The organism is Acidobacteriota bacterium (genome assembly GCA_016715115.1).
Taxonomy (GTDB): domain Bacteria; phylum Acidobacteriota; class Blastocatellia; order Pyrinomonadales; family Pyrinomonadaceae; genus JAFDVJ01.
Genome location: JADKBM010000013.1, coordinates 451,377 through 477,631, shown reverse-complemented (window position 1 = coordinate 477,631; position 26,255 = coordinate 451,377). Strand labels below are relative to the sequence as shown.

Genomic DNA, 26,255 nt, shown 5'->3' with positions numbered 1-26,255 from the left:
AGCAGTGAGAGGTTGGCGGTCTACCGTCTACCGTCTACCGTCTACCGTCTACCCTCTACCGTCTACCCTCTACCGTCTACCGTCTACCCTCTACCGTCTACCGTCTACCGTCTACCCTCTACCGTCTACCGTCTACCCTCTACCGTCTACCGTCTACCGTCTACCATCTAATTCGTAATGAAAAACCTTGACTCAAAATCATATGTACGCGGCGAATCGGTTTATCTCGACGATATTCCGGTCGTCGAAGGGACGCTTTTCGCGTGCGTTTTCGACTCGCCGGTTGCCCACGGTCGAATCACGGCCCTCAACACGAGCAAAGCGGAAACTGCAAAAGGCGTCGCACGGGTTATCACCGCAAAGGATCTTGTCGGCGAGAATCAGATCGGCGGCATCTTGCCGGACGAACCCCTGCTTGCGGAAGACGAAGTTCATTTCTGCGGAATGCCGATCGCCATCGTGCTCGCCGAAACGGACGAGCAGGCGCGTGCCGCGGCGAAACTGATCTCGGTCGAGATCGAACCGCTCGAAGCGATCACCGATGAACGCGAGGCATTTGCAAGAAACAGCCTGATCGCGCCGCCGAAACGATTCAAACTCGGCGACGCCGAATCGGCACTCAAGAGCTGCGCGCACGTTTTCGAAGGCCGCACCCATTCGGGCGGCCAGGAGCATCTGTACATCGAAACTCAGGGCGCCTTTACGATTCCGGCCGAGAGCGACGGAATCCGCGTTTATTCGTCGACACAGGGTCCGACGGCGGTCCAGCGCGCGGTTGCGAGGGTTACGGCGCTGCCGATGAATCTGATCGAGGTCGACGTGACGAGACTCGGCGGCGGCTTCGGGGGCAAGGAAGATCAGGCAAACGCTTGGGCGGCCATTTGCGCCGTCGGCACACAGATCACAAGGCGTCCGGTGAAATTCGCGCTGCACAGGATGGATGATATGCGGATGACCGGAAAACGGCATCCGTACTCGGCCGATTACAGAATCGGGCTCGATGCCGATCTGAAGATCGTCGCGTATGACGTGACCTTCTTCCAAAACGCAGGCGCGGCGTGCGACCTCTCGCTTCCGGTTCTCGAACGCACGCTTTTCCACTGCTCGAACTCGTATTTTATCCCGAACGTTTCGGCCGTCGCCTATTCTTGCAAGACGAACCTGCCGCCGAACACGGCTTTTCGGGGATTCGGCGGACCGCAGGGAATGTTCGTCATCGAATCGGCGATCGCGCACGCTGCCGAGAAGCTCGGCGTCGCGAAAGACGAGGTCCAACGCCGCAATCTCCTAAAGACCGGCGACGAATTCCCGTACGGCCAGATCGCTGAATCCGAGGCCGAAACAAGCTGGATGCAGGCCGACGCGAAATACGAATTCGAACGTCTCAAACGCGATGCGTTTGAATTCAATGCATCGAGCAAGTATCTGAAAAAAGGCGTCGCCATCCAGCCCGTCTGTTTCGGGATCTCGTTCACTAAAACGCCGATGAACCAGGCGCGTTCGCTGGTCCACGTTTACACCGACGGAACGGTCGCGGTTTCGACCGGCGCGGTCGAAATGGGACAGGGCGTGAACACCAAGATCGCACAGGTCGCGGCGAACGTCTTCGGCATCCCGATCGGATTTATCAAGGTCCACACGACCAATACTTTGCGGATCGCCAACACGTCGCCGACGGCGGCTTCGGCGGCGGCCGATCTGAACGGCAAGGCGACGGCGATCGCCTGCGGGACGATTCTTGAAAGGCTAAAGGAAGTTGAGGCATCGATGGTTGGAAGGCCGCCTGAAGGCGGAACTCCAAGCGCTCCGAGCTGGGTCGAACTTGTGAACGAGGCGCATTTGCGACGCGTCAATCTCAGCGAGCACGCACATTACGCGACGCCGGGAATCGGTTTCGACTGGTCGGTTGCCAAAGGCCATCCGTTCGCATATCACGTTTATGGAACGGCGATCGTCGGCGTTACGGTCGATTGCCTTCGCGGAACCTACGAATTCGATTACGTCAAGGTTTGCCACGACTTCGGTCAATCGATGAACCCGGCGGTCGACCTCGGTCAGATCGAGGGCGGCATCGTTCAGGGAATCGGCTGGATGACGATGGAAGAGGTCGTTTACGATGAAATCGGCCGTTTGCGTTCGAACGCGCTCTCAACCTACAAGATTCCCGATGTTTACTCGGCTCCGAAAACGATCGAGGTGGTCTCGCTGGATAATCTCAAGGAAAATCTCGCGGTTTTCAATTCAAAGGCCGTCGGCGAACCGCCCCTGATGTACGGCATCGGCGCCTATTTCGCCCTCCGCGAAGCCGTCAAAGCATTCAATCAAGAGAGTTTGCCGCCATTCGACGCGCCGTTGACTCCGGAAAAGATCCTGATGAATCTGTACGGATCGTAACGGTCGGCCAAATCCGAATTTACGCATTTGAACCCAAATTACGTAATAGAAAATCTCTTTCCGGCGAAACACGCCAAAACCGCAAAAATGCCATTTTTGATGTTGTTTTTGGGTATTTCGCGGGAAATTGAGTTTAATGAGTAATCTGGGTTGAAGGAACTTCCCGCGAATTTTCCGAAGAACAAGGTGAAAGAATGCCATTTTTCGCGCCTTTGGCGTATTTCGCGGGAAAGACACTTCCTTAACGCACAATCTGGCCTTCTTCAACCCGCGCTCCGGCGTTGGCCCGCAGTTCGGGCAACGTCCGAGTACCCGTCGCGATCAGACAGAAAACGAAGTAAAATGCATCGAATGAGGTTTGAATCGGAACTCTGGAACTTTGCCCGCGAACGTCTGGATTCGGGCGAACGCGCGATCTTGATCGTCGTCGCCGAGAGTTCAGGCAGTTCGCCCGGCCGCGCGGGATTCAAAATGGTTGTCGCCGATGACGAAATGATTGGCTCGATCGGCGGCGGTGTGATGGAGGTTGCGCTCGTCGATCAAGCGCGCAACGATCGCACCGACGAATCCGAAGTCCAAAATCCAAAATCCAAAATCCAAACGCTTGTTCACCGGCCGAATGTTCCGGACGCGAGCGGGATGATCTGCTCGGGAAGCCAGACGGTGATCGTCTGCGCGCTCGACGCGGGTGATCTGCCGACGGTACGTGCGATTTGCGACGCGCTCGGCGAATCGCGGGTGATCCGGTTCAAGATCACTGAACGCGGGCTGGCGATCTCCGATGACTTCGGTTCGTCGGAAATCGGGTTCTGGGTGGCGGAGGAAGGGCCGCCTGAAGGCGGAACTCCATACGGCGGAACTTCTAAGGGCGGAGCTTCGAAGTTCGTTTATGAAGAAACGATCGGTCGAAAGCCGAGACTTTTCATCGTCGGCGGCGGGCATTGCGCGCTTGCACTTTCGGAGTTGATGGCGAAACTCGATTTTCACATCGAGTTGTTCGATGACCGAAACGAACTCAACACGGTCGAGAAGAACGTCTTCGCGGATCGCAAAACGATCATTGACTCATACGAGTCGATCGACCAGATGATCGACTCCGGCGAGGACCATTACGTCGTCGCAATGACGCTCGGATACCGCTTCGACGAGATCGTCATCCGTCGCCTTGTTGACAAGAACTTCAAATACTTCGGGGTTTTGGGAAGCAAGGCCAAGATGAAGGTTCTGCTGAACTCATTGAAAAAGGAGGGTTTCGAAGGCGAACGGCTAAAACGGATCCGGACGCCGATCGGGCTTCCGATCAACAGCCGAACGCCTGAAGAGATCGCCATATCGATCGCGGCCGAGATCATCGCGGTCAAGAACCGCTGATTTGGGATTTGGGATTTGGGATTTGGGATTTGGGATTTGGGATTTGGGATTTTCGATTCCAAGATTCCAGATTCCACGATTCAAGAAATCTAAAACGCCCGGACTCGAGATCCTTCAATCTGGAATCTTGAATCTGGAGCTTTGAAAAACCCACGGGTTCTTTGTATGCGGGGTCGGGACGAGTCGGTACCATCTGCGGTAGCGGATGGTTGAAGATAGGTTGGTATCAATACTGCGGTCCGCGAGTGCCGCAACCAACCATCCGCTACCGCAGATGGTACCGACTCGACGCGATTGCAACGCGATTCGGGATCCCAATCTGGAACCCTTGAAATTCTGGAATCTTGAATTCGGATCTGGAATCTGGAATTTGGAATCTGGATTTGGAATCCTTGGAATCTTGGATCTTGAATCTGGATCTTGGGAACCTGTCGGAGAAAGCCGTTTGGGAACGGGCATTACTTCTTCAAGCGTGCGAAGCACGCGAACTTGCGATAACACCACGTGAAGCGGAGCGGAACGTGGTGGCTTGTCTAACCGACGTCCTAAGCGTGTGTAACACGCGTAACTCTCGTTTTTGCAACAGTTCCGCGTGTTTCACACGCTCGCTGGAGGTGATCGCGGCTGACACCACGTTCCGCTCCGCTTCGCGTGGTGCTATCGTATGTGCGTTTGCTCCGCACACTGAATCGATTTTTCCGACAGGCTCTTGGAATCCTGGAATCCTGGAATCTTGAATCATTCTTGAATTCTTGGAATCTTGAATTCTTGGAATCTGAAATCTTGAATCTGGAATCTGGAATCCTGGAATCCTGGAATCCTGGAATCCTGGAATCTGGAATCCTAAACGCTGGAATCCGGATACCTGGAATCCGGAATCTGAAATCTTTCTTGAATCTTGAATCCGAAATTAACAATTCGCGCTCAACGATCTACAATCAAATTAGCTTGGAAGTCTCACGAGAAAACTACAATTTTCAAAAGATCGTCGCCGCGGTCGGGGTTGCGCTGTTCGTTATCAAATTCATCGCGTGGTATCTGACGAATTCGGTAGCGATCCTGACCGACGCGCTTGAGAGCACGATCAACGTCACCGCCGGCTTCGTCGGGCTTTACAGTCTTTATCTTTCGGCCCAGCCGCGCGACGCGAATCACCCCTACGGTCACGGCAAGGTCGAATTCGTCTCGGCGGCGATCGAGGGAACACTGATCGCCGTCGCCGGTCTCGTGATCATTTATGAAGCCATCAATAACCTCTGGCACCCGCACGAGATCGGTTCGCTCGATTACGGAATCATCCTCGTCACGATTACGGCCTTCGTCAATTACGGTGTCGGTGCCATTGCCGTCAGAAAAGGCAAAAAGAACAATTCACTGGCCCTCGTCGCGAGCGGAAAGCATTTGCAGTCCGACACATACTCAACGATCGGCATCATCATCGGACTCATCCTGATCCTGTTTACGAAACTCGCCTGGCTTGACAGCGTGGTCGCGCTGATCTTCGGCGGCGTGATCATCTACACCGGTTACAAGATTCTCCGCGGTTCGATCGCGGGGATTATGGACGAGGCCGACGAAGAACTTCTGAAAAGGGTCGTCGCGACCCTCGAAGAATCGCGCCGCGACAATTGGATCGACCTCCATAATCTCCGCATCATCAAATACGGCAACACGCTGCACATCGACTGCCATCTGACGGTGCCGTGGTATCTGACCACACGAGATGCGCACGAAGACGTCGACGATCTCGAACGGCTGATTGACACCAAATTCGGCGAGAGCATCGAGATGTTTGTTCACACCGACCCCTGCGTTGAATCGTCCTGCGAGATCTGCACGAAAACCGATTGCGACGTCCGCAAACGAAAGTTCGTCAAGCGCCTAAACTGGACCGAGATCGATATTTCCGACGATTCGAAGCACAGCGTCGACGGTTCGACGGGAACCTGAATTTGACAACGCCCGCCGCTTGACCTAGGCTCAGACTCGAACGAAGACTGGCTCGCTTCTTTTCTCATATCAAACGGAGATCGCCGCATTGAGTGACTTTTGGCCACAAAACGAAAGGAGTTTTTCGAATGGCAAAAGGACTCAGTCCGTTCACGCGGATCTCGCTACTTATCACCGAACTTAACAGCAACCGGGTCGAAGATCTGGGGAACACCCAAAGGTGCGATCTTGCGCATCACGCGGCACGTATGATCGAAGACGTCGAAGATCCGGTCCACAAAGAATCGGCGAAAGAGATCGAAACAGGCGCGACAGCACTGCTCGCGGAAATTCGTGGCGGGAGATTTAGCGAGGCCGAGAATCAGCGATCGCAGTTGGTCACGTCGTGCAAGCGACTGAAAAGTCTACTTTAGCTTCAACGCAAAGGCGGCGAGTTCCTCAAGATCGAAGGCATAGATCGGAACTTCGAACGATTCCTTCAGTTGGTCGAACGTCATTCCGTCGAGCAAAATCGGTTCGTCCGATTTGATCGTATGTTTCGGGATAATCACAAAATCGCCCGTGACCTGTCCCCTGACGGCCAGATAATCCTGTCCGGTGAGCAGGCCCGAGACCGAAACATCACCGCCGAAATACGTGTTGGGAACCGCAAGGACGCTCAATCTCGCGCCCGTCAAAGCATTGATCTTTTCGATTTCGGTTCTGAGGATCGGCGCGAACATTTCGCCGGTCAGGATCGATCCGGTTTTCGATTTTGGATTTTGGATTTTGGATTTTAGATTTTCCGGCACGAACGCGGCGAGATGGGTCCGGGCGTCGATTCGATTGGAGCGTTTCGTCAATGCGCCGCCGCCATTCAAGGTTCCGACAAGCTTCTCGAACCTGTTCAGAAACGAACGGATCATCCCGACGCCGTCTTCGATCTGCGGATAGTTTCCGTAATGCCGCCGCGAAGGGATCGGTGCGCCCGCCTTAATGTAGATCTCGTCACCGAGAAAAGCGAACGTTGCGCCCAGCTCTTTGCGAAATTCCTTCTGCAGCTTCTCGACTTGCTTGATCGTCGCGCGACAGAATTCTGGCGTCACGCGCGTCAGTCGGTCGTCTTTGTTGTAGCGCGTCAGCGCGACCGGAACGACGGCCGTCGAGATAACCTTCGGATAGCTCGCCGCCAGATCGCGCAGCGTCTTCTCAAGCTGTGCGCCGTCATTGATCGTCGGACAGAGTACGACCTGCGCGTGGATCTCGATATCGTTGTCCAAAAGAAACTGAAGTTTGTCGGAAATGTCCGCCCGTTTTTCATCGACACCAAGCAGATAGGCACGCGTCTTGAGATCCGTCGCGTGGACCGAAACGTACTGCGGCGACAGGCGTTGTTCGACGATCCGCTTCATCTCGTCGGGCGTGATCGACGAGAGCGTCGTGTAATTCCCGTACAAAAACGAGAGCCGGATATCTTCGTCGCGCACGAAAAGCGACGGACGCGCGTCTTCGGGATTTCCCTTGCAGAAGCAGAAAAGACATTCGTTGGCGCATTGGCGCGGCACGATCTGTTCGAATCCGAGCCCGAAATCTTCACCTTCTTCCCGATCGAGTTCGATCTCCCAGGTCTCGCCGTTTGATTTCTTGACGGTGAATTCGAGTTCGGTCTCACCAGACGTCTGGAATCGAAAATCGAGATAATCGCGGATCGAACGCCCGTTCACCTTGACGATGCGGTCACCGCTTTCAAGTCCGAGCTCGACGCCGAGAGAGTCCGGAGCGACATCCGTAATGATCACGCCGGCGCGTCTGACTTGTGTAACGGCCGGTGTAACGGCAAATTCGTACATAAGGAAACGTCAAGTTTATGTTGATTGACAAAAGCTTGGCAAGTTATTTAAGCTAAATCAACCCTCACGATCGTTCGTCTATCCCCAAAGACATTTGTTTCCAATGTTTGGAGGGGCTCGGTGTGTCTATGGCGACCAGTAATAAAAAGCGCATTCTGCTTGCGGAAGACGATTCTTCGATGCGCAGGTTCATCGCGATCATTTTAACAAAGGCGGGCTACGCCGTTGATCTGGCGGAAGACGGCCTGGTCGCGATGGAACTCATTAACAAGAACGTTTTCGATGCCGTCGTCGCGGATGCGATTATGCCGAATCTGTCCGGATACGAGTTATGCCGCTTGATCCAAGCGAGGCCGGAATCTCGTCCGCTACCTTGCGTGATCCTCAGTGGGCTCGAAGAAAACGCGAATGACGGCCGGTTTTCCGACGCTTTTCTGACGAAAGACACGAATTTGCAAGAGACCTTGCTGCGAACACTTGAGCGACTGATCGGCAATGAGAAGATCGATTGATTCCAATGCCGTCGAAAAAGCGAAGTCAAATTTGTTTTCGAATTCGTCGCAGTGCTGAATTCTTTGCGGATTTAGCGATCTTTGCGCGAAACCACGCGCCAGGTTTGCCGCCAGCACCGTAACTCCCGGCGACGGTTCATTTGCGAGAATTCGCGGGCGGCATTCTCTTTCGCGTAATCCGGGATGAGCGGAAACACCACGTAGGGCTTTCGTCCCACGTGGTGTTTTTTATTCGTGATTCGTTTCGCTCCCGAAAAATCGGCGCTTCAAAAAGCGGCAATCTCTCAAAAACTATCCGAGCAGATCATCGAGCGGCGTGTATTCAATGTTCTGCGAAGTCGCGACCGCTTCGTATGTACATTTTCCGGCGAAGGTGTTGACGCCTTCCTTGAGTCCGGCATCGTCGGCGATTGCTTGTGCGAAGCCTTTGTTGGCGAGCGCGAGCGCGTACGGCAGCGTCGCGTTCGTGAGTGCAAAGGTCGAGGTTCGCGGAACCGCGCCCGGCATATTCGCAACGCAGTAATGAAGCACGCCTTCCTCGTAAAAAGTCGGATTCGAGTGCGTCGTCGCGTGCGTCGTTTCGAAACAGCCGCCCTGATCGACGGCGACATCGACCAAAACAGCGCCGTTCGGAATGTCCTTCAGCATATCGCGCGTGACGAGTTTCGGGGCCGCGGCGCCGACGACGAGAACGCCGCCGATGACGAGATCGGCGTGCGAGATCGCTTCGCGGATCGCATAACGCGACGAGGCAAGGGTTTGAACCTTCGAAAGAAAAATGTCATCGAGTTGACGCAGGCGATCGAGATTGATGTCGATGATCGTCACGTGCGCGCCAAGTCCAACGGCCATTTTCGCGGCCTCGGTCCCGACCACGCCGCCGCCGATGATGACAACGTTCGCCGCCGGCACTCCCGGGACGCCGCCAAGCAGAATTCCGCGTCCGCCGTTCATTTTTTCAAGGTATGTCGCGCCGACCTGAACCGACATCCGGCCCGCCACCTCCGACATCGGCGTCAGCAGCGGCAGACGGCCCAGTTTGTCGGTGATCGTTTCGTACGCGACCCCCGTGACCTTGCGGTTCATCATCTGCTTCGTGAGTTCGAATTCCGGCGCCAGGTGTAAATATGTGAACAGAACCTGATCTTCGCGCATCCGCGGATACTCCGGCGCGATCGGTTCCTTGACCTTGACGATCATATCGCCAGTCGCCCAAACTTCGTCCGCTGTATCGAGCAAGATCCCGCCGGCGTTGACGTAATTCTCGTCGCTAAAACCCGACCCCTGTCCGGCCGTTCTTTGGACAAAAACCTCATGCCCCGAATTCGTCAGCGCATTCACGCCCGCCGGGGTCAAACCAACCCGATACTCGTTGTCTTTGATCTCTTTAGGTAATCCGATTTTCATTGTGCAAAAAATTCTCCAGAGTTATGTTGTGATAAGTAATGCCTATGTTGGTCGATTTTACGTTGTTTTGCGGAATAAGAAAAAGGCATCAGCGAATATTTTGGCGAACGGAGCGCGGGCATCTCTGCCCGCGCGTTCCCTTTAATTCAAGCTCGGCTTTTGCTGCGCGGGCGGGCAGGATGCCCGCGCTCCGTTGCCCGCGGTCCGTCAGATCTCAACCTCGTCGATCTGCGCTTTCTGCAGTTTGCCCGAGTAATCGATGTACAGCGCCTTCCATTCGCTGAAAATGTCGAGCACCTGGGTTCCCGCTTCGCGATGGCCGTTGCCGGTTCCCTTCGTCCCGCCGAACGGGAGGTGGACTTCCGCGCCGATGGTCGCCGAGTTGACGTAACAAATGCCCGTGTAGAGTTCCTGCATCGCGTAAAACGCCTGGTTGACGTCCTGCGTGTAGATCGCCGACGAAAGTCCGTATTTGACGTCGTTGACGATGTCGATCGCCTCTTCGAGAGTCGAGAACGGAATGACCGACGTCACCGGCCCGAAGATCTCTTCCTGGCCGACGCGATGATTGCGGTCGACGTTCGTGAAGACCGTCGGCTCGATAAACCAGCCGTTCTTATAGTCGCCCTTCGTCAGACGGCTTCCACCGACCGCGAGCGTCGCCTTGTCTTCCTTTTGGCCGATCTCGATGTAGCCGAGGATCTTTTCCATCTGCTTTTGATTGATCACAGGTCCGACCTCGGTTTTCGGATCTAGTCCGTTGCCTACCTTGAGTTTCTTGACGCGTTCGACGAGTTTTTCGCAGAATTTCTTGTAGATTTTCTTGTGCACGACGAGCCGCGACGAAGCGGTGCAACGCTGGCCGCTGGTTCCGAACGCGCCCCACAGCGAGCCGTCGACCGCGTTGTCGATATCGGCGTCGTCCATCACGATTATCGCGTTCTTGCCGCCCATTTCGAGCGAGACGATCTTGTTGTCGGCGGCGCATTTTTCGGCGATGATGCGGCCGGTATCGGTCGAACCCGTAAACGAGATCAAGCGCACGTCGTGATGTCTCACAAGCGCCGCGCCGGCATCGCCGAAACCGTTGACGACGTTGACGACACCTTTCGGAATTCCGGCCTCTTCGCACGCCTTGACGAGATTTATCGTCGAAAGCGGCACGTCTTCGCCCGATTTGATGACGACCGTGTTGCCGCACACGAGCGCCGGGATCAGTTTCCACGACGGGATCGCCATCGGGAAGTTGAAGGGCGTGATCAGACCGCAGACGCCGACCGGCTGGCGGACGCACATCGCGAATTTGTTCGGCATTTCGGCCGGCGTCGTGAATCCGTGAAGACGGCGGCCTTCGCCGGCCGTGTAATAAGTGCAGTCGATCGCTTCCTGAACATCGCCGCCGGCTTCTTTCAAAACCTTGCCCATCTCGCGCGTCATCTGGCGCGTGAATTCGTCCTTGTTCTCGCGCAGAATCTCGCCGAGCCGGAAAAGGATCTCGGCGCGTTTCGGGGCCGGAGTCCGGCGCCAGCGCGTGGCGGCCGATTTCGCGGCATCGACGGCGCGGTTTACGTCTTCCGCGTTCGATTTCGGAAAACGACCGACGACATCGGTCGTATCGGCCGGATTCAAATTTTCAAACCATTCGCCCGACGACGATTTCACCCATTCGCCGGCGATGTAGTTGTGGTAGGTCGGTGTTTTGGTAGTTTTCTTTTTCGATTCTTTTGTTTTGGACATAACTTTGTGAATTGTAAATCGTTGATTCTAAATTGTTAATCGTCAAATGACATTCGCCCGACAAATCAGCGGACCGTAAACTGAACGATCTTCGGAACCGAAACGCGCGCGGCGTTGACGCTGAGCACATTCAGGACCACGGCATCGCCCTTTTTCAATTTGCCGGCGACATCATTGAACGTCTTCAGATCAGTGACCGGAACGCGGTTGACGCGAACGATGACGTCTCCTTCACGCAACGCATCGTCTCCGTTCGCGGCGCGAACATCGGCAATGAAACTCGTCGGGCTGATCGTTTTGACAACAACGCCCTTCTGCCCTTCGATCTTGTATGCCGCGGCGATCGTCGGCGTCAGTTCGGACATCGTCAGTCCGAACGGGTTCAACGGTTCCGTCCGGCCATCGACCGGTAGGACGCGACGCTCGCTATTTGGCAGTTGCTTCGTAACTGTCGGACGTTCACCGAGTTTCACCGGAAGCGACATCCGTTCAAGCTTAGCTCCGGCCTCGCGAATGATCGTCATCTCGACGGTTTGGTCAGGCGCGCTCGCGGCGACCTTTTCGATCAGATCCTGTGCGTCCGCGATCCTTTTGCCGTCAACCTCGAGAATGATGTCGCCCGCAAGAAGTCCGGCGACAGCCGCCGCGCTTCGCTTGTCCGAAATGTTCGTGATCACCGCTCCACGCGCTTCGTCCAAACCGTAAACCTTTGCGAACTCGGCTTTTACCGAGTCCATATTGACGCCCAAATACCCGCGTCGGACCTTTCCGTACTCGACGATCTGCCGCAAAACCCGCGCCGCCTCGTTGGACGGAAGCGCAAAGCCGATTCCGTTGCTGTCGCCGGTCGATGTTGCGATCTGCGAATTGATTCCGATTACCTCGCCGTTCATATTGACGAGCGGCCCGCCCGAGTTTCCGCGATTTATGGCGGCGTCCGTCTGTATGAATTTTTGGAACGGCCGGAGCGGAGTCCCCGGCGTTTCGCGTTTTACCTGCGAGATTATGCCGGCCGTGACCGTGTTCGCGAGCCCGAACGGCGAACCGAAGGCAAGCACCCAATCGCCGACGCGTGATGTTTCGGAATCAGCGAATCTGAGTACCGGAAGTTCGCGGCCGGCATCGATCTTGAGCACCGCAAGATCCGTTTCCTCATCGATCCCGACGAGTGTTGCGACGAACTCCTCGCCGCCCGGAAGCTGTACGAAGATCCTTGCAGCGTCTTCGACGACGTGCGAGTTCGTGACGATAAAGCCCGATTTGTCGAAGATGAAGCCGCTGCCGACCGCGACCGACTGCCGACGCTCCTGGCGGCGCAGCATTTCGTCGATCCCATCCGCCTTTCCGCCGCTATTGTCCTTGATCCCGATCTCCGAGCTTTTCGAGCGCGTGTCGATATTGACAACGGCGGATTCGACGGATTTCGCAACCTCGGCAAACGAAGACGAGAGTTTTTCGGGCGTGATCGCCGCCGCCCGCGAACGCTCGACCCCGGTCTGCGCGATCGCTGAAACCGCGAGCACCGAGACCGCCACGAAAACAAGAAAAGTCTTTCCGCAAAACCTCATAACGGGACCTCCAAAAAACGCCGGTTGATCCGATTATAACACTCCGAACTACATCGTGAGCATAACCTTGAGAACGCCTTTCTCGGCGGCGCGGCGCATCGCCTCGACACCGTCTTCGAGGCGAAACTCATCCGATATCATATCTTCAACATTGATCCGGCCGCCGGCCATTAACTGCAGCGCCGGAGCGAAACGGCCGCAACGTGAGCCGACGACGGAGATCTCGTCCACGACCACGCGCCAGAGATCGAGACTCGTCTTTCCGGCGAACGTCGATTTCAGGACTATCTTGCCGCGTGGCCGAACGAGTTCCGCCGCCAGATCGAAGCCGGACTCGCTGCCGCTCGCCTCGACGACGACATCAAACTCGCCGGCGCGCTTCGCGCCGCTCTCGGCGAAGTCGGTTTCGATATTACGCTTCCGGGCAACGGATAGTTTTTCCCGGTGCTTCCCGATCAAAACGACCCGATCGCTTTCGAGCGCGAGGCTCAGGGCGCATAGAATTCCGAGTTTGCCGTCGCCGATCACGGCGACACGCGTATCCTTTCCGATCTCGACCTGTTCGGTGATTCCGTAGGCGGCGGCAAGCGGTTCGGTGAAGATGGCCTGTTCGTCGCTGACGCCGGCCGGAACCTCAAGCAGATTGCGGGCCGGGAGATTCAGAAATCCGGCGTGCGCGCCATCGCGGCCCTTGATCCCGAGAACGGTCCGTGCCGGACAATGCCGCGAGTCGCCGGCCCGGCAAAGACCGCAAATTCCGCAACCGACATTGATCTCGCCGACAACGCGTTTTCCGACGAGCGCCGGATTTTCCGCGCATTCTTCGACGATCCCGACGAACTCGTGTCCGATCGTTCCCGAAAAACCCGCATAGCCCCGAACGATTTCAAGGTCGGTGTTGCAAATTCCCGAGCGAACGACGCGCACAAGCGCTTCGCCGATCGCGGTGGGCAAAGCCAAGTCCTCCATTTTCAATGTGTTATCGGTAAATCTAAGCGCTTTCATCAGGACGGTCTCTGGATGATCTTCAAGTCTTTTTCAAGGATGATGAGCCATTTTCCGTTGATCTTCTCAAGCGTCAACTGCTGGCGGACCTTGCCCGCGTTGCGTTCGCCGGCGGCGTTCGTGAAGATCCATTCCTTATCGAAGACCGCGACCGCGCGCGTTCCGCCCGCACCCGGCGTGATCGTCATATTCGAGATCGTCATCTTCATCGAATCGAATTTTACGAAAGCCCGCTGTTTGTCGTCCCGGACGGCCGCGCGCGTCGTCCCGCGGCCATTATAGTAATCGACCGATTCGGCATAGTTTTCCATAAAGCGGTCGAGATTGACCGCTTCAATTCCGGTCCGCCAAGCTTCAATACGTTCGGCGACGTCGGTCTTGATCTGCTGCGAATCCGCGTTCGCATTTGAATTGGCTTTCACGTTTGAGGCCGGCTTGTTGACGGCCGTGTCGGTTCGCGGTTTTGACGACGTTACGGGCTTGTCCGTGTTCGCATTAGCGAGCATCGGATTCGTGCGCGAATAGGGCGAACCGCCGGTGTAGATGATCCAGGCTCCGACCCCGACGAAGGCAAGCAGCAGGACGGCCAGGATGAGCACGGCGACGATCAGAAGATTCGACCTTGCCGGCGCCGGCGCCGGTGCCAGCATCGGCTGGGTCTGGCGTTCAAAACCCGCGATCGGCGGATTTGTCGGCCGCGCCGAAACAAACGTTTCCTGTTCGTTGAATGCGATCGTGGGCGCTCCGGAGGGCTCCACGAGCGGCGTTCCGTCCTGAAGACAGAAACGCAGGGTGTCGTCGGTGTATTGAGAATTGCAGCTCGGACAGGTCTTCATATCGAAAGTTTCGAACGTTTATCATAGAACGAACGTGCGGCCTTAGTAAATTGCAGCTCCGGCTAAGTTCTGAATCCAGAATCGGCGATTGTCGGCTTCGTCGGTTTGCTTTATCATAATTTCTTGACCCTGAGAGGAAGCTTACAGAATATGCAGTTAGGAAATTTTCAGAAGATCGTTGCGCTGGCGCTTGTTGCGTCGGCGGTTGTCTTTGCGTTCGCCTGTGCCAAGAAACCGACAAACTCGGCGAACACCGTCAACACCAAGCCGAACATCAACGGCGGCACGACCCCGACGCCGGAAACGAAGCCGCCGACGATGACCGATTATCCCGTCGGAAACGCGACTTCGCCGAGCGAAGCGTACCGGATGCTTTTTGCCGCGGTTAAGAGTCAGGATCCGACCAAGATCAAGGCGATGCTTTCAAAGGGCTCGCTCGGACTCGCCGAAATGGCGGCCGGGCAGCAAAAGAAAACGGTTGAGGAAGTGGTCAAGAACGGCTTCACCGAAACGACCTTCGCCGACACGATGCCGGAACTTCGCGACGAACGGATCAAAGGCGGTTTCGCGGCCGTCGAAGTCTGGAACTCGACCCGCAAACAATGGGACGATTTGCCGTTCGTCCTCGAAGACGGAAGTTGGAAGGCGGCCTTCGGCGACGCGTTCGGCGGCAAGTGGAAATCGCCCGGAAAGAGCCAAACGGTGATCGAACAGGAAGCGGCGAATGCCAACAATCCGAATCTGGTTCCGGGACCGAACGCCAACGCCAACGCCAACTTCACGAATCCGAAACGGGCCCCTAAAGCGGCTAAAGAGAAATGATCGACCCGAATGAAGTCCGGGAAATCCTGAAGCTTTACGCAAAACACGGCTGGGTACTACGCCGTGTTTTGCTTTCACGGCCAAGTTCCGAAGCACTCGGCGAGACATCGAATTCGCTTTTCGGATCGGTTTCGGTGGTAACCGATGATTTCGACGGGCTTTGGTTCTCGAGGGTATCGCAGCCCGGAAGCGAATCCTGGGAACTTCGGCGGTTGGGCGGAACCCCGTACGCGCTGGTCACGGTCCTCAGCGACGTCGAAATCGACGAAACGCGGGAAGACGCGCTGGACTCAGTCGCTCGCCGGATGAAAGCAACGTTCGCACGCGGAAGCTGATACGTGAGGTATTGCTTGACAGACTCTGGCGTCGCGGGCACACTTAGGTTGTTGAAATGATGATAAAAGACTTCGGTGCGCGGGTTGAGAGTGTTTGGGAAGGCTTGCGGCCGATGACAAAAAAGATGATCGTCGGCGCTTTGGAGGCGAAGCGCGGGACGTCTCCGACCTCGCCCTCGCAGAAATTTTCATACGATCCGCAGTCAGATTGGGAGTTAAGCGGACTTCTGTCCGTTCTCGACGAACAGGCGAAAGATTCGAAAACGAACGATGACCGCGAGCGGCTTGACGAGATCTCGCAGCTTGCGGAGACGTGCGTCTCTGTACTGCAGACGCAGACCGAATCGGCCGAAGTTTTCATTCAGCTCGCCCAGCGAGCGCTCGAACGCCGCGATTACAAGCAGATCGACAAGCTTGCCGACATCCTCGGCGACCGTTTCTCGGTCGGCGAGATGTGTGAGATCGCCCGCCAAACAACGACTCCCGCAATAAGGGCGATCGCGATGGAAACGATCGCGCTGATGCCCGTCGAAGAGGTCCTTCCGTCGCTTGAAGATCCGATTTACGAAGACATCGCTCGCGTCGCGCTGGAGCTAAAAGCGATCGAATACGAGTCTGAAGACGCCCGCCGGGCGCTCGAAGAATGGTTCGGGAACGAATGACTTGATAACGGATCCGGGATTCCGGGCATTCCGAATTCCAGGGCCAAAAGTGCAGTGGTTGCCCGCCCGCTCACGCAGGCGGTTCTGACTTGCCGCAAATCACAAATCCGAATTCCCAAATCCCAATTCAAATCGTTCTCCCGGAAAGCCAAAACGTCCCCGACACGGTGTTCCCCTTTGACGGTTCGGATCTGATCCATTTAGGGTCCGCGACAACATCGACATCGCCGCCGACGGTCGTGACCTTCAGCCAGTAGAACTCCTCGCCCGACAATTCGTTCTTCCGTTTTTCAAATCCAACCAGTTCCCCGCTGATGGTCGCGATCGGCCGCGGCGGAATCTCGGGATCGACGATCGGCGCCGGAACGAATGAAAACTCCGCCGATTCATCGCCGATCTTGAAATCGTTCGACCCGAAAGCGGTCAACTGAACCTCGGCAGCGCGCGGAAACCCGCCTTCGGGAACCAAACGAAAGTCCGGGACGTCGAAGACGAATTCAACGTCCGAACCGTCAACGACCGCGCGAAATCCGCCGTCAAGATCCGACGAATCGCGTTCAATATTCCCGACAAGAGTTGCGTTTAGGCGGCTCGTCCCGGCAAAATGCGGATTGAATCCGACGAGTTCCTGATCAAAATTGCCCTGCAGAAAGATCTCCGCGCCGGACGGGTCGGAGTAAACAAGGTAGAAGCCCTGTGGCGCCTTGATCGGCTTGGCGAGCTCGAGGACGTGCAGGATCATCTCGTTGATCGCAGTTTCGTCCGGCGTCGGAAATCCGATATCTGAAAGATTACTCATATTTTCGTTGGTCGAACTTCGAGCTTGGAAGTTAGAGCTTTGATCTTTGAGTTTGGAACGAACTCGGAGCCCGGAGCTCAAAGCTCAAAGCTCGAAAATCAACCTCAAATACAAAAATCCAAGCTCAACAACCTAACCGTACAAAGGAAAATGCTGAGTCAGATCGAGAACGTCTTGGCGGACCTTTTCCCTGACCGCTTCGGATTCCGGATCGTGGACGATGTCCGCGATAAGTTTCGCGATTCGCCGCATTTCGGCCTCGCCCATTCCGCGGGTCGTCAGCGCCGGCGTTCCCAGACGAATTCCGGACGCAACGAAAGGCGAGTTCGTGTCGAACGGTATCGTGTTCTTGTTGACGGTGATGTGAACCGCCTCAAGCGCCTTCTCGGCGACCTTGCCGGTAATTCCCTTTCCATCCATAAAGACATCGACGAGCATCAGGTGGTTGTCCGTGCCGCCGGAGACGATGCGCAATCCCTGGGACCCAAGTTCACTTGCCAACACCTGAGCGTTGTCGATGACCTGCTTCTGATAACCCTTGAAATCGCTACGCAGCGCTTCGCCGAACGCGACCGCTTTGGCCGAGATGATGTGAATCAGCGGACCGCCCTGAACTCCCGGAAAAACGGCCTTGTCGATCGCTTTCGCAAACTCTTCGCGGCACAGGATCAAGCCGCCGCGCGGACCGCGGAGCGTCTTGTGCGTCGTCGTCGTCACGAATTCGCAATGCGGAACCGGCGACGGATGCAGTCCGACGGCGACGAGTCCGGCGATGTGCGCGATATCGGCCATCACGACGGCGCCGACCGAGCGCGCGATCTCACCGATGCGCGCGAAGTCGATCGTTCGCGGATATGCGGAGGCACCGCAAATGATCATCTTCGGCTTCGTTTCCTCGGCTTTTTTCTGAAGTTCGTCGTAGTCGATCGTTTCCGTCTCGCGGGAAACGCCGTAGGCTTCAACCTTGAAGTTGATGCCCGAGAAGTTCATCGGGTGGCCGTGCGTCAAATGGCCGCCGTGCGCGAGGCTCATTCCGAGGATCGTATCGCCGTGGTTCAGCGACGCCAGAAAGACCGCCATATTTGCCTGCGCGCCTGAATGAGGCTGGACGTTGGCGTGCTCCGCGCCGAAAAGTTCTTTCGCGCGGTCGATCGCAAGTTGCTCGACGACGTCCGAAAACTCGCATCCGCCGTAATAACGCTTGCCGGGATAACCTTCGGCGTATTTGTTCGTAAAGACCGAGCCCATCGCTTCGAGCACCGCTTCGGAAACGAAATTTTCGGATGCGATCAGCTCCAGTCCGTTCGCTTGCCGTTTGGTTTCATTTTCGATCGCCCCCGCGACCAGCGGATCAACGTCCGCGAGTTTTGAATTGAATGAATTGTTCATACTAATATCGCTGCCTTTTGTAATGATTCAGTTTAAGTTTAACTTTGATTTCGCGATTTGTTAAAACCGGCAAGACAAATCTTCGTTTGCCCGCTTTTGGCAGGAAATCTGCAACGGTCCGGCATCCGATCCCGCCGCATCATCGGCGGATCGCCGTCCAAAAGGCGCGGCGTTTACGGTATTTCGCGTTGCAAAACACGAACGACGTCCTTTCTCCAGATCTCGCGATATTCGGCGCCGTCGATCGTCGTTTCCGTCCGCGTCGAGATCACGAACTCGGGTATCGGACGCGAAACGGCGAGACGCTTTGAGACGTTCGGCACGCCGACGTGAAAGATCAGCGGACGTGCGCGCGGATCGCGTTTCAATAACCCCCAAAACGGATAGTCGAAGTCATTGTATTCGATATGAAGCCCGACCGCTCCCGGCGCGTTCGGCTGCTTTCTGATGACGTCGACGGCTTCGACATACAACGGTTCGGCGTCCGGCAGATTCTTGAACAGTTTATGCCGGCGCGATTCGTTGAAGAACACGAAACTGCCGTCGTTCGCGAAGACCCGCCGGGGATCGGCGAAAAGCAGAAACGGGATCGACGCCGCGAACGTCAACGCCAGCAAGGCGTTCGCCGCGCGGGGCGCCAGTTTCCCGACCGCGTAGGCGACGAGCACCGAGCCGAGCATCAGAAGCGGCAGTTGCAGACGCGCCGCCCAGATCTGCCATTTGAGCAGCGCCGAGAAAAGCAGTACCCCGAAACCGATCGTGAAAACGAGACCTGCGATATAGATCGCGTTATCGTCGCGTGCGCGCCGGGCCGCGAACAGCGCAAGTCCGAGCGCGAAGGTCACGAGCAGAATATGCAAGAGGTTCCCCGCGAGATCCTCGTGAGTCGAGTATTCGACCTTGAATTCATTGTCGAGCCAGGTCGAATCCGGATTCTTCAGTTCTGCGCCGAAGGCCTTCCGCATCGAGCTTTCGATCCCGTTTCGAAGTGTTTGCGACTTCGTCCCGAGGTTGACGGCGAAGTTTCGCGCGACATTGGCGAGCACCATTCGAACTGTCAGATTCCGGTTGCGGACATCGTCCTCGCCCGACGACACCGGCGAGCCGAAAAGCGCAAAATTGCGCGAGAAATGTCCGAAGTTCAATGCGGCCGCGATCAAAAGTACAATTGCGATGCGGCGTAGGAATTGAAAACGGGCCTGTCTGTCTGCCAGCGAGAGAAACTCGACGACTGTAAAGAAGATGCCGATCGGAAAGCAATAAAGGTACATCGTGCCTTTCGTCAGCAGCGCCAATCCGAGTGCGCCGCCGATCCAGCCAACGCCGGAAAACTCGCTCGATCTAACGGCGCGAAGAAAAAAGAGGAAGAAGGCAAGTACGAGGACGGAAGCGACAAGATCGTTTTGCGTGCTCGACGCCTGGACGACCGCCCCCGGCAGCGTCAACACAAGCGCCGCCGCGAACACCTGAAGCTTTTCGCCCAAATCGAATTCGGCGACGATCAGCGACGCCGCGGCCGCGCATCCGACGAGCGCGAACCACTGAACCAAATTCGCGAAAAAGTCGCCGCCGGTCAGGATCTGGAGATGCAATATCGCGAATTCGGCCAGCGGCGGCTGGTAAAGCTGTCGGAGAATGACGGTCGGGTAATGCGCGACCGATCCGTTCTGGATCCAGTGCGCGACCCGGGCGAGGTGGTACGTTTGCGAATCGTATGTGTTCGGCGGTGACGCCAGCGCGATCAGCAGCGTGACGAGGAGAATCAGGCCGATGATGACCGATGGAAAGAACGAAGCCGTGCGGAGCCCCGACCAAACGCATTCGCCGAAAGCACGGACGGATTGGACGAAGTGCCGGCGGATCAGCAGAATTACGACCGTCGCCGAGACGAACCAGAATGATGCCACGGCGTAGATGTTCAGGATTCCAAAAAACGAAAGGCACTCCGTCGCAAGCGTTATGAACGCGAGCCCGAAAACAAGTGTTTTGAGGAAGGAAAGCCTGAGTCCGACGCGACCGGCGCGCTCGAAAAAATGCAGCCACGAAGCAAAGAAGAAAAGCGAAAAGAAAACGATGAACATTTTTTCCGCGCTATTTCTCCATATCGTGGATCTTCCGGACGCGTCCCGCGTGTCGTCCGCCTTCGAAGTCGGCTTCGAACCACGCCTTGACGATCTTCGTGATCTCGTCCTGCGGGATGACACGCGCGCCGATCGTCAGAACGTTGGCATCGTTGTGCTGGCGCGAAAGCCTCGCCGTTTCCTCGTTCCAAGCTTGCGCGGCGCGAACACCGTCGACCTTGTTGGCGGCAATGGCGACTCCGATTCCCGAACCGCAGACCAGAATTCCGCGTTCGACGGCGCCGGAGCCGACGAGTTCGCCGACCTTCCGGGCGAAATCTGGATAATCGACCGAATCGCGCGAATATGTGCCGACATCATCGTATTCGACTCCGATCTCGTCGAGAGTTCGTTTCACAAGTTCCTTTTCATCGAATCCGGCGTGGTCAGAGCCGATCGCTATCTTCATCGTTTATGAGTTTCCTTTGAATTGATATCGTTGAATTGTAATCGTTTCGCGGTAAACCGCAAAGCCGTTCAACTTGGATTCCGCATCAGAACTCCGGTCGAGGATTCCGTGCGGCCTGTCAAAATCTGAGCGGTTCGATTTTTTTGAAACCACGAAGCAAGCGGAGATGCAGAAAGATGCAGATGGAAGGACTTCGTGACTCGCGAAACCGGTCTCGTTGAAGGACCTAAGAAATAAAAAAAGATCGCCTCCGTTTGCCGCGGAGACGATCCTCACTTCCCTTGTTTGATACCTACCCTTGTTCGTTGATTACTGCTGAGGAGACTGCAAAACCGGCAAATGATTCGAATCCTTGACCTAATTTGCCAATAACCAGATTTCGGCTTCGTCGACTGAATCGAAGACTCGCGAATTCAACCCGCGGTTGTTGGCGACCAAATTCCCGAATCGGTTGAGCTCCTGATGATAGTGGCGCCGATCCACATAGGCAATCCTCGTCCCATCAGGAGCTGTTTCCGCGACGAACTTCGCGATCTCGTAAACTTCCGCGGCGCTCATCGTGTCTGTGAGTTTCACTTCCACGAGAAGACCATTCAATTTGCGTTCGCGACTTTCATCAAGTATTTCCTTCCAGTACTTCTTGCTTATCTCGGCACCGTCCTTCAGACCTTCGACGCGGACGTACAAGTAGCTCTCATTCGCACGGAACTCTATCCTGTAATCTGCTGAAGTCCTGATTTCAGAAGCCATCAAAAAATACCAGCCCGAAACCGTTTGCCCGAGTCCGGAAACTAGTTCGGGAGCAATACCGTGTCGATCACGTGGATGACACCGTTCTTCGCCCAAACGTCTGCCTTGACGACCGTCGAAGAATTCACCATAACGCCGCTCGTCGTGTTCACCTTGACGGTTCCGCCCTGAAGCGTTTTGACGTCCTGTCCGTTAAGCTTGACGACGTCCGCGGCGCCAACTTTGCCCGAAACTACGTGGTAAAGAAGAATTGCCTTGAGCTTTTCCTTGTTCTCCGGTTTCAGGAGCATTTCAAGGGTTCCCGCCGGAAGTTTGCCAAAAGCTTCGTCGGTCGGAGCGAACACCGTGAATTTTCCTTCACCTTTGAGAGCTTCGATCAAGCCCGCGGCTTCGAGCGCCTTGGCAAGGATCGTGAACTGACCGGCCGCAACCGCGGTGTCAACAATGTCCTTCTTTTCCATCTTCTTCGCCGGCTGGGCCGAAACCGAAAGAGCCGAGAACATCAACAGCGCCGCCGCGGCGATTCCGATAAATTTGATTCCAAAGTTTTTCATTATATTAACCTTCCCTTATTCGAATTTTTTCTCTCAACACACTCGTGAGCGGTTTGAGCGATTTCTAGATTATGCAAACCGCTCACATCTGTCAAGCACAAAATCACGAAATGGTGATTTTTTTTATTTTTTTCTTAGGATACAAATAATATGGCGGGTTCAGTTGTGCGGTTTGAGCGTTTTTGGTAACCTTTTTAAGGTTCGTTTTGTGCGGTTCGCCGATACTCATTCAGAATATTCGGCAAACATCGGGCCCATCGAAGGAATATAGAAAATCAAATGTCGGATCTGAAATGTCTTACAACTAAAGAAGTGGCGCGGCTCTGTCGCGTCAGCGATGCGACGGTCAAGCGTTGGGAAGAGGCGGGGCTGATCCGTTCCGAGCGAACAAACGGCGGGCACCGTCGTTTTCGCGCCGGCGAGATCGCCCGCTTTCAACGCGACCAAGGGCTTGGACTCAAACACACGCACGGCGACGAGTCGATCTTTTCGGTCCAGACACGCCGCCGGAAAACAGGCACGCCGTCAACGCTCTTTCAATCACTTATTTCCGGGAGCGAGGAAGAGGCGGCGAACCTGATGATCAAATCGTTCCTCAAAGGCGAACCTCTGGTGGATATCTTTGACAATATGATCAGCCCGGCGATGCGCCAGATCGGCGAGCTTTGGGTGAAGGGCGAGCTTTCGGTCGCGCAGGAACACCTCGCGACGCGTGCCGCGCATTCTGCCGTAAATAAATTGCGCAGCACGCTTCCGGTTCCGAAAATTTCCGGCGAACTCGCGTTTTGCGCCGCGTTCGAGGGAGATTTTCACGAACTGCCGACCCATCTCAGCCAAATCACGATCGAAAGCCGCGGTTGGGAAGTCTTGAATTTCGGCGCGAACACTCCGCTTTATTCGCTCGCCGAAGAGGTTAGCTTCCATTCGCCTGAAGCGATCTGCATCTCCGTCTCTTACCTCGGCGATCTTGACCGTCTCGCCCGCGACTACAAGCTGTTTCGCGAACAGGTGGTGAAACTGAACATTCCTGTCATTCTCGGCGGACGCGTTTTTGAGAATGACGATATCCGTCGCCGCTTCCCGGCCGAGCTCTATCCGGAATCCTTCAACGACGTGGCCGAGTTCATCGGCAGCATCTGACCGGGATGTTCCCGTTGCGGAACTCTTACAAAACCATTACGATTCTTTTTCGTCACGGGGCGTATCATAGATGTTAGGGACGAATTATGATGGTTAAAGCGCGCTTGAAGGAACTTACGGTCGAAGAATTCGCGAACACGATCACGCACGGCGTTGGATTGTTGCTGAGCCTCTGCGGCCTGGTCGTGCTGGTGTCGCTCGCGGTCGTTTTCGGAGACTTTTGGTACATTCTGAGCAGCATCGTTTACGGATTGTCGCTCGTTGTCCTTTATGGCGCCTCGACGCTCTATCACAGCGCGACCTCACCTGAAGAAAAACGAATCCTGCAGATCGTCGATCATAGCTGCATCTATCTTCTGATCGCCGGATCGTATACGCCGTTCACCCTGATCGTCCTTCGTTCGGGGATCGGGATCGGGCTTTTCGCGTTCGTCTGGGCCTTCGCGATCTTTGGGATCCTCGGCAAGGTCTTTTTGGCCAAGCGATTCAAATCGGCTTCGGTCGTCTCATATCTGATTATGGGCTGGATCGGCGTCATCGCCGTCGAACCGCTGTTCGCCAAACTCGGATTTCCGGCGATCGCCCTGATCGTCCTCGGCGGGTTGGCATATTCAATCGGCGTCATCTTTTATTCCTGGACGCGTCTGCGCCATCATCACGCGATCTGGCACCTGTTCGTAATGTCCGGGAGTTTCCTTCATTTCCTCGCGATCGCGCTCTACGTCATTCCGTTCGGACTATAATTCGACTTTTCTTCGAGGCAACGTTCAGAATCCGCAAAACCTCCAAGCTTGCAACGTTCTTAGTTGGCAAGTGAGGAGTTTTTTTGCGATGAAGAATAAAGGTCTCAGATTTTTGCTGGTTTTCGCGCTCGTTCAGGTTTTGGCCGTCTCGGCGTTCTCAAAAACGCGGGCCGAACTTGTCCGCGGCGCGGTCTCCGAAAACGAAAACGAACGTGCCGTGGCGATCCGCGAATTGCGATCGATGGGAGTTGAAGGTTTGAACGCCCTTTTCGATGCTTATTCCGCCGAGATCGCAACCTTCACGAAGTCTAGCAAGCCCGATGGCGACTGGCCGCTGATCACGTCCGCACTCGATTCGGTCGCGATGCAGAAGGATGTTTACGCGTCGAGGCTTTTCTGGCATACCGACCTGAACGAGGCGGTCGCTGAGGCAAAACGCACGAACAAGCCGATCCTGTCGCTCAGACTTCTGGGAAATCTCAACGAGGAATTCAGCTGCGCGAATTCGAGATTCTTTCGCGCGTTGCTTTATTCGAATTCTTCGATTTCACGCTATCTTCGCGAAAACTACGTTCTCCACTGGAAATCGGTTCGTCCGGCCCCGAAAGTGACGATCGATTTCGGCGACGGCCGCAAGCTCGAACGGACATTGACCGGCAACAGCATCCATTACATTCTCTCGCCCGACGCTGAAGTTATCGACGCGCTTCCTGGACTCTATGATCCGGGCGCATTTCTCGGTTATCTGACGAGAGGACACGATTTCTCGGCGCAACTCTTGAACACTCCGGCCGAAAGGCGCGGACCGGCGTTGAATGGCTATCGGCGAAACCAGTTCTATTCGATCCGTTCGCGACGCGAAGACGCGATCGCCAGGACCAAGGTCGTCCTCAAAGAAGCCGAAGAGCCGAAAACTGCTAGAGCGATCGACATCGGGCCGATCGCGGTAACTAAAATGGCGACCGAGGCGACGATTCTTCGTGATCTCGACGATAATTTCGCCCGATTCGAACCGCAGATCCCGTCCGGCGACTGGCAAAAACTCGCAGCCGAATATGCCGGCACGATCGATCTCGACGCTTCGAGCCTGGCGTTCATTAAACGCCAGAACCGCGAACTTGAAGCACGGCAATTCGAGAATATGATCTCGAAACTGAAAACGATCGTCGCGCTCGATACGACGCGCAACGACTTTCTTCTTCATACCGAGTTGATTCGCCGGCTCAACAATTTTAGAGGCAAGTTCCTGCTCGAGAACTTCAATTCGACGATCTACTCCGATCTGTTCAAAACTCCCGACGCCGACAAATGGCTCGGACTTTACACCGACGATGTCTACACGGCGCTCGACGGGAACGGAAGGCGAGACTAGCTGGATTTGGGATTTGGGATTTGGGATTTGGGATTTCAGATATTCCAGATTCCAAATTCCAAATTCCAAATTCCATTGAATCTGGAAGATGTTGAATTCTTGGAATCTGGAATCTCTGGAATCTGGAATCTCTGGAATCTGGAATCTGGAATTTCTGGAATCTCTGGAATCTGGAATCTGGAATTTCTGGAATCTCTGGAATCTGGAATTTCTGGAATCTGAAATCTGGAATCTGAAATCTGGAATTTCTGGAATCTCTGGAATCTGGAATCTGGAATCTCTGGAATCTGGAATTTCTGGAATCTGGAATCTGAAATCTGGAATCTGGAATTTCTGGAATCTGGAATCTGGAATCTGGAATCTCTGGAATCTGGAATCTGGAATCTCTGGAATCTGAAATCTGGAATCTGGAATCTCTGGAATCTCTGGAATCTGGAATCTGGAATCTGAAATCTGGATTTTGGACCTTGGCTTGCCGAAATACTTGTTGATTGTGAAGCCGGGGCATACAATTGAACGCGTCGGTTTCTGACAATCCAAAATCCGAAATC

At 55.3% G+C, this 26,255-nt stretch carries 26 protein-coding genes; 11 read left to right on the top strand and 15 right to left on the bottom strand.

All coding sequences use genetic code 11. From position 1 onward, the window contains the following. The first annotated feature begins 177 nt into the window (after positions 1 to 177). Both IPN69_16935 and IPN69_16930 read left to right on the top strand, forming a co-directional pair. Positions 178 to 2,394 carry a molybdopterin-dependent oxidoreductase gene (locus tag IPN69_16935; GenBank protein ID MBK8812397.1) on the top strand — a complete coding sequence of 739 codons (2,217 nt, stop codon included), beginning with the start codon at positions 178 to 180 and terminating at the stop codon, positions 2,392 to 2,394. A gap of 351 nt (positions 2,395 to 2,745) precedes the next feature. Then, entirely contained in the window at positions 2,746 to 3,765 is a 1,020-nt protein-coding gene (locus IPN69_16930; GenBank protein MBK8812396.1) for an XdhC family protein, read from the top strand. Positions 3,766 to 3,879: 114 nt separating this feature from the next. Here the strand turns inward: IPN69_16930 and IPN69_16925 are convergent, their stop codons facing one another. Together IPN69_16925 and IPN69_16920 are read right to left on the bottom strand one after the other, a co-directional pair. Continuing rightward, positions 3,880 to 4,224: a hypothetical protein gene (locus IPN69_16925; protein ID MBK8812395.1), complete on the bottom strand. Its 345-nt coding sequence runs from the start codon at positions 4,222 to 4,224 to the stop codon at positions 3,880 to 3,882. Between the two features lie 86 nt (positions 4,225 to 4,310). After that, positions 4,311 to 4,682 carry a hypothetical protein gene (locus tag IPN69_16920; GenBank protein MBK8812394.1) on the bottom strand — a complete coding sequence of 124 codons (372 nt, stop codon included), beginning with the start codon at positions 4,680 to 4,682 and terminating at the stop codon, positions 4,311 to 4,313. A 31-nt stretch (positions 4,683 to 4,713) separates the two neighbouring features. Between IPN69_16920 and IPN69_16915 the strand changes: the two genes are divergently transcribed. Together IPN69_16915 and IPN69_16910 are read left to right on the top strand one after the other, a co-directional pair. Continuing rightward, positions 4,714 to 5,715, top strand: a complete 1,002-nt coding sequence (locus IPN69_16915; GenBank protein ID MBK8812393.1) for a cation transporter — start codon at positions 4,714 to 4,716, stop codon at positions 5,713 to 5,715. A 128-nt stretch (positions 5,716 to 5,843) separates the two neighbouring features. Further along, complete coding sequence (locus IPN69_16910; GenBank protein MBK8812392.1) at positions 5,844 to 6,128, top strand: hypothetical protein; 285 nt, start codon at positions 5,844 to 5,846, stop codon at positions 6,126 to 6,128. Here IPN69_16910 and IPN69_16905 read toward each other — a convergent pair. Continuing rightward, on the bottom strand, positions 6,120 to 7,544 hold the full coding sequence (locus IPN69_16905; protein MBK8812391.1) for a DUF512 domain-containing protein: 1,425 nt from the start codon (positions 7,542 to 7,544) through the stop codon (positions 6,120 to 6,122). The two genes, IPN69_16910 and IPN69_16905, sit on opposite strands and share 9 nt — an antisense overlap. 128 nt (positions 7,545 to 7,672) lie before the next feature. On the opposite strand from IPN69_16905, the gene IPN69_16900 reads away from it, so the two are divergent. After that, positions 7,673 to 8,056 (top strand): response regulator, encoded by a 384-nt coding sequence (locus tag IPN69_16900; GenBank protein MBK8812390.1) that lies wholly within the window; start codon positions 7,673 to 7,675, stop codon positions 8,054 to 8,056. A 291-nt stretch (positions 8,057 to 8,347) separates the two neighbouring features. Here IPN69_16900 and ald read toward each other — a convergent pair whose 3' ends face one another. The 5 genes from ald to IPN69_16875 form a co-directional block, all read right to left on the bottom strand. After that, entirely contained in the window at positions 8,348 to 9,463 is a 1,116-nt protein-coding gene (gene ald / locus IPN69_16895) for an alanine dehydrogenase (GenBank protein ID MBK8812389.1), read from the bottom strand. A 207-nt stretch (positions 9,464 to 9,670) separates the two neighbouring features. Beyond that, positions 9,671 to 11,200: an aldehyde dehydrogenase family protein gene (locus tag IPN69_16890; protein MBK8812388.1), complete on the bottom strand. Its 1,530-nt coding sequence runs from the start codon at positions 11,198 to 11,200 to the stop codon at positions 9,671 to 9,673. 65 nt (positions 11,201 to 11,265) lie between these two features. Next, on the bottom strand, positions 11,266 to 12,768 hold the full coding sequence (locus IPN69_16885; GenBank protein MBK8812387.1) for a trypsin-like peptidase domain-containing protein: 1,503 nt from the start codon (positions 12,766 to 12,768) through the stop codon (positions 11,266 to 11,268). Positions 12,769 to 12,816: 48 nt separating this feature from the next. After that, the gene (locus IPN69_16880; protein ID MBK8812386.1) at positions 12,817 to 13,773 is read right to left on the bottom strand and encodes an alcohol dehydrogenase catalytic domain-containing protein; all 957 of its coding nucleotides are present in this window, start codon (positions 13,771 to 13,773) and stop codon (positions 12,817 to 12,819) included. Continuing rightward, entirely contained in the window at positions 13,773 to 14,609 is an 837-nt protein-coding gene (locus tag IPN69_16875) for a nuclear transport factor 2 family protein (GenBank protein ID MBK8812385.1), read from the bottom strand. Before IPN69_16875 ends, IPN69_16880 begins: the two co-directional genes overlap by 1 nt. Before the next feature lie 150 nt (positions 14,610 to 14,759). Here IPN69_16875 and IPN69_16870 point away from each other — a divergent pair, with 150 nt between their 5' ends. The 3 genes from IPN69_16870 to IPN69_16860 are packed head-to-tail and all read left to right on the top strand — an operon-like array spanning position 14,760 to position 16,428. Next, a complete protein-coding gene (locus IPN69_16870; GenBank protein MBK8812384.1) occupies positions 14,760 to 15,431 on the top strand; it encodes a hypothetical protein in 672 nt (223 codons plus the stop codon). Further along, positions 15,428 to 15,766 (top strand): hypothetical protein, encoded by a 339-nt coding sequence (locus IPN69_16865; protein ID MBK8812383.1) that lies wholly within the window; start codon positions 15,428 to 15,430, stop codon positions 15,764 to 15,766. The genes IPN69_16870 and IPN69_16865 overlap by 4 nt, the downstream gene beginning before the upstream one ends. A 56-nt stretch (positions 15,767 to 15,822) precedes the next feature. Then, entirely contained in the window at positions 15,823 to 16,428 is a 606-nt protein-coding gene (locus IPN69_16860) for a hypothetical protein (GenBank protein ID MBK8812382.1), read from the top strand. Between the two features lie 127 nt (positions 16,429 to 16,555). Here IPN69_16860 and IPN69_16855 read toward each other — a convergent pair whose 3' ends face one another. The 6 genes from IPN69_16855 to IPN69_16830 all read right to left on the bottom strand — a co-directional run bounded on the left by IPN69_16855 (position 16,556) and on the right by IPN69_16830 (position 22,398). Beyond that, the gene (locus IPN69_16855; GenBank protein MBK8812381.1) at positions 16,556 to 17,227 is read right to left on the bottom strand and encodes a hypothetical protein; all 672 of its coding nucleotides are present in this window, start codon (positions 17,225 to 17,227) and stop codon (positions 16,556 to 16,558) included. Between the two features lie 132 nt (positions 17,228 to 17,359). Continuing rightward, the gene (locus tag IPN69_16850) at positions 17,360 to 18,616 is read right to left on the bottom strand and encodes a serine hydroxymethyltransferase (protein ID MBK8812380.1); all 1,257 of its coding nucleotides are present in this window, start codon (positions 18,614 to 18,616) and stop codon (positions 17,360 to 17,362) included. A 173-nt stretch (positions 18,617 to 18,789) separates the two neighbouring features. Further along, entirely contained in the window at positions 18,790 to 20,697 is a 1,908-nt protein-coding gene (locus IPN69_16845; GenBank protein ID MBK8812379.1) for a glycosyltransferase family 39 protein, read from the bottom strand. A 10-nt stretch (positions 20,698 to 20,707) separates the two neighbouring features. Continuing rightward, a complete protein-coding gene (rpiB, locus tag IPN69_16840; protein MBK8812378.1) occupies positions 20,708 to 21,145 on the bottom strand; it encodes a ribose 5-phosphate isomerase B in 438 nt (145 codons plus the stop codon). A gap of 357 nt (positions 21,146 to 21,502) precedes the next feature. Next, positions 21,503 to 21,895 carry a hypothetical protein gene (locus IPN69_16835; GenBank protein ID MBK8812377.1) on the bottom strand — a complete coding sequence of 131 codons (393 nt, stop codon included), beginning with the start codon at positions 21,893 to 21,895 and terminating at the stop codon, positions 21,503 to 21,505. A 41-nt stretch (positions 21,896 to 21,936) separates the two neighbouring features. Beyond that, a complete protein-coding gene (locus IPN69_16830) occupies positions 21,937 to 22,398 on the bottom strand; it encodes a fasciclin domain-containing protein (GenBank protein ID MBK8812376.1) in 462 nt (153 codons plus the stop codon). A 330-nt stretch (positions 22,399 to 22,728) separates the two neighbouring features. Between IPN69_16830 and IPN69_16825 the strand changes: the two genes are divergently transcribed. The 3 genes from IPN69_16825 to IPN69_16815 all read left to right on the top strand — a co-directional run bounded on the left by IPN69_16825 (position 22,729) and on the right by IPN69_16815 (position 25,704). Further along, complete coding sequence (locus IPN69_16825) at positions 22,729 to 23,589, top strand: B12-binding domain-containing protein (GenBank protein MBK8812375.1); 861 nt, start codon at positions 22,729 to 22,731, stop codon at positions 23,587 to 23,589. Positions 23,590 to 23,678: 89 nt separating this feature from the next. Then, on the top strand, positions 23,679 to 24,332 hold the full coding sequence (locus tag IPN69_16820; GenBank protein MBK8812374.1) for a hemolysin III family protein: 654 nt from the start codon (positions 23,679 to 23,681) through the stop codon (positions 24,330 to 24,332). An 88-nt stretch (positions 24,333 to 24,420) separates the two neighbouring features. Continuing rightward, positions 24,421 to 25,704: a hypothetical protein gene (locus tag IPN69_16815; GenBank protein ID MBK8812373.1), complete on the top strand. Its 1,284-nt coding sequence runs from the start codon at positions 24,421 to 24,423 to the stop codon at positions 25,702 to 25,704. 35 nt (positions 25,705 to 25,739) lie between these two features. Here the strand turns inward: IPN69_16815 and IPN69_16810 are convergent, their stop codons facing one another. Then, positions 25,740 to 26,216, bottom strand: coding sequence for a hypothetical protein (locus tag IPN69_16810; GenBank protein ID MBK8812372.1), 477 nt, complete (start codon positions 26,214 to 26,216; stop codon positions 25,740 to 25,742). Positions 26,217 to 26,255 lie beyond the last annotated feature (39 nt).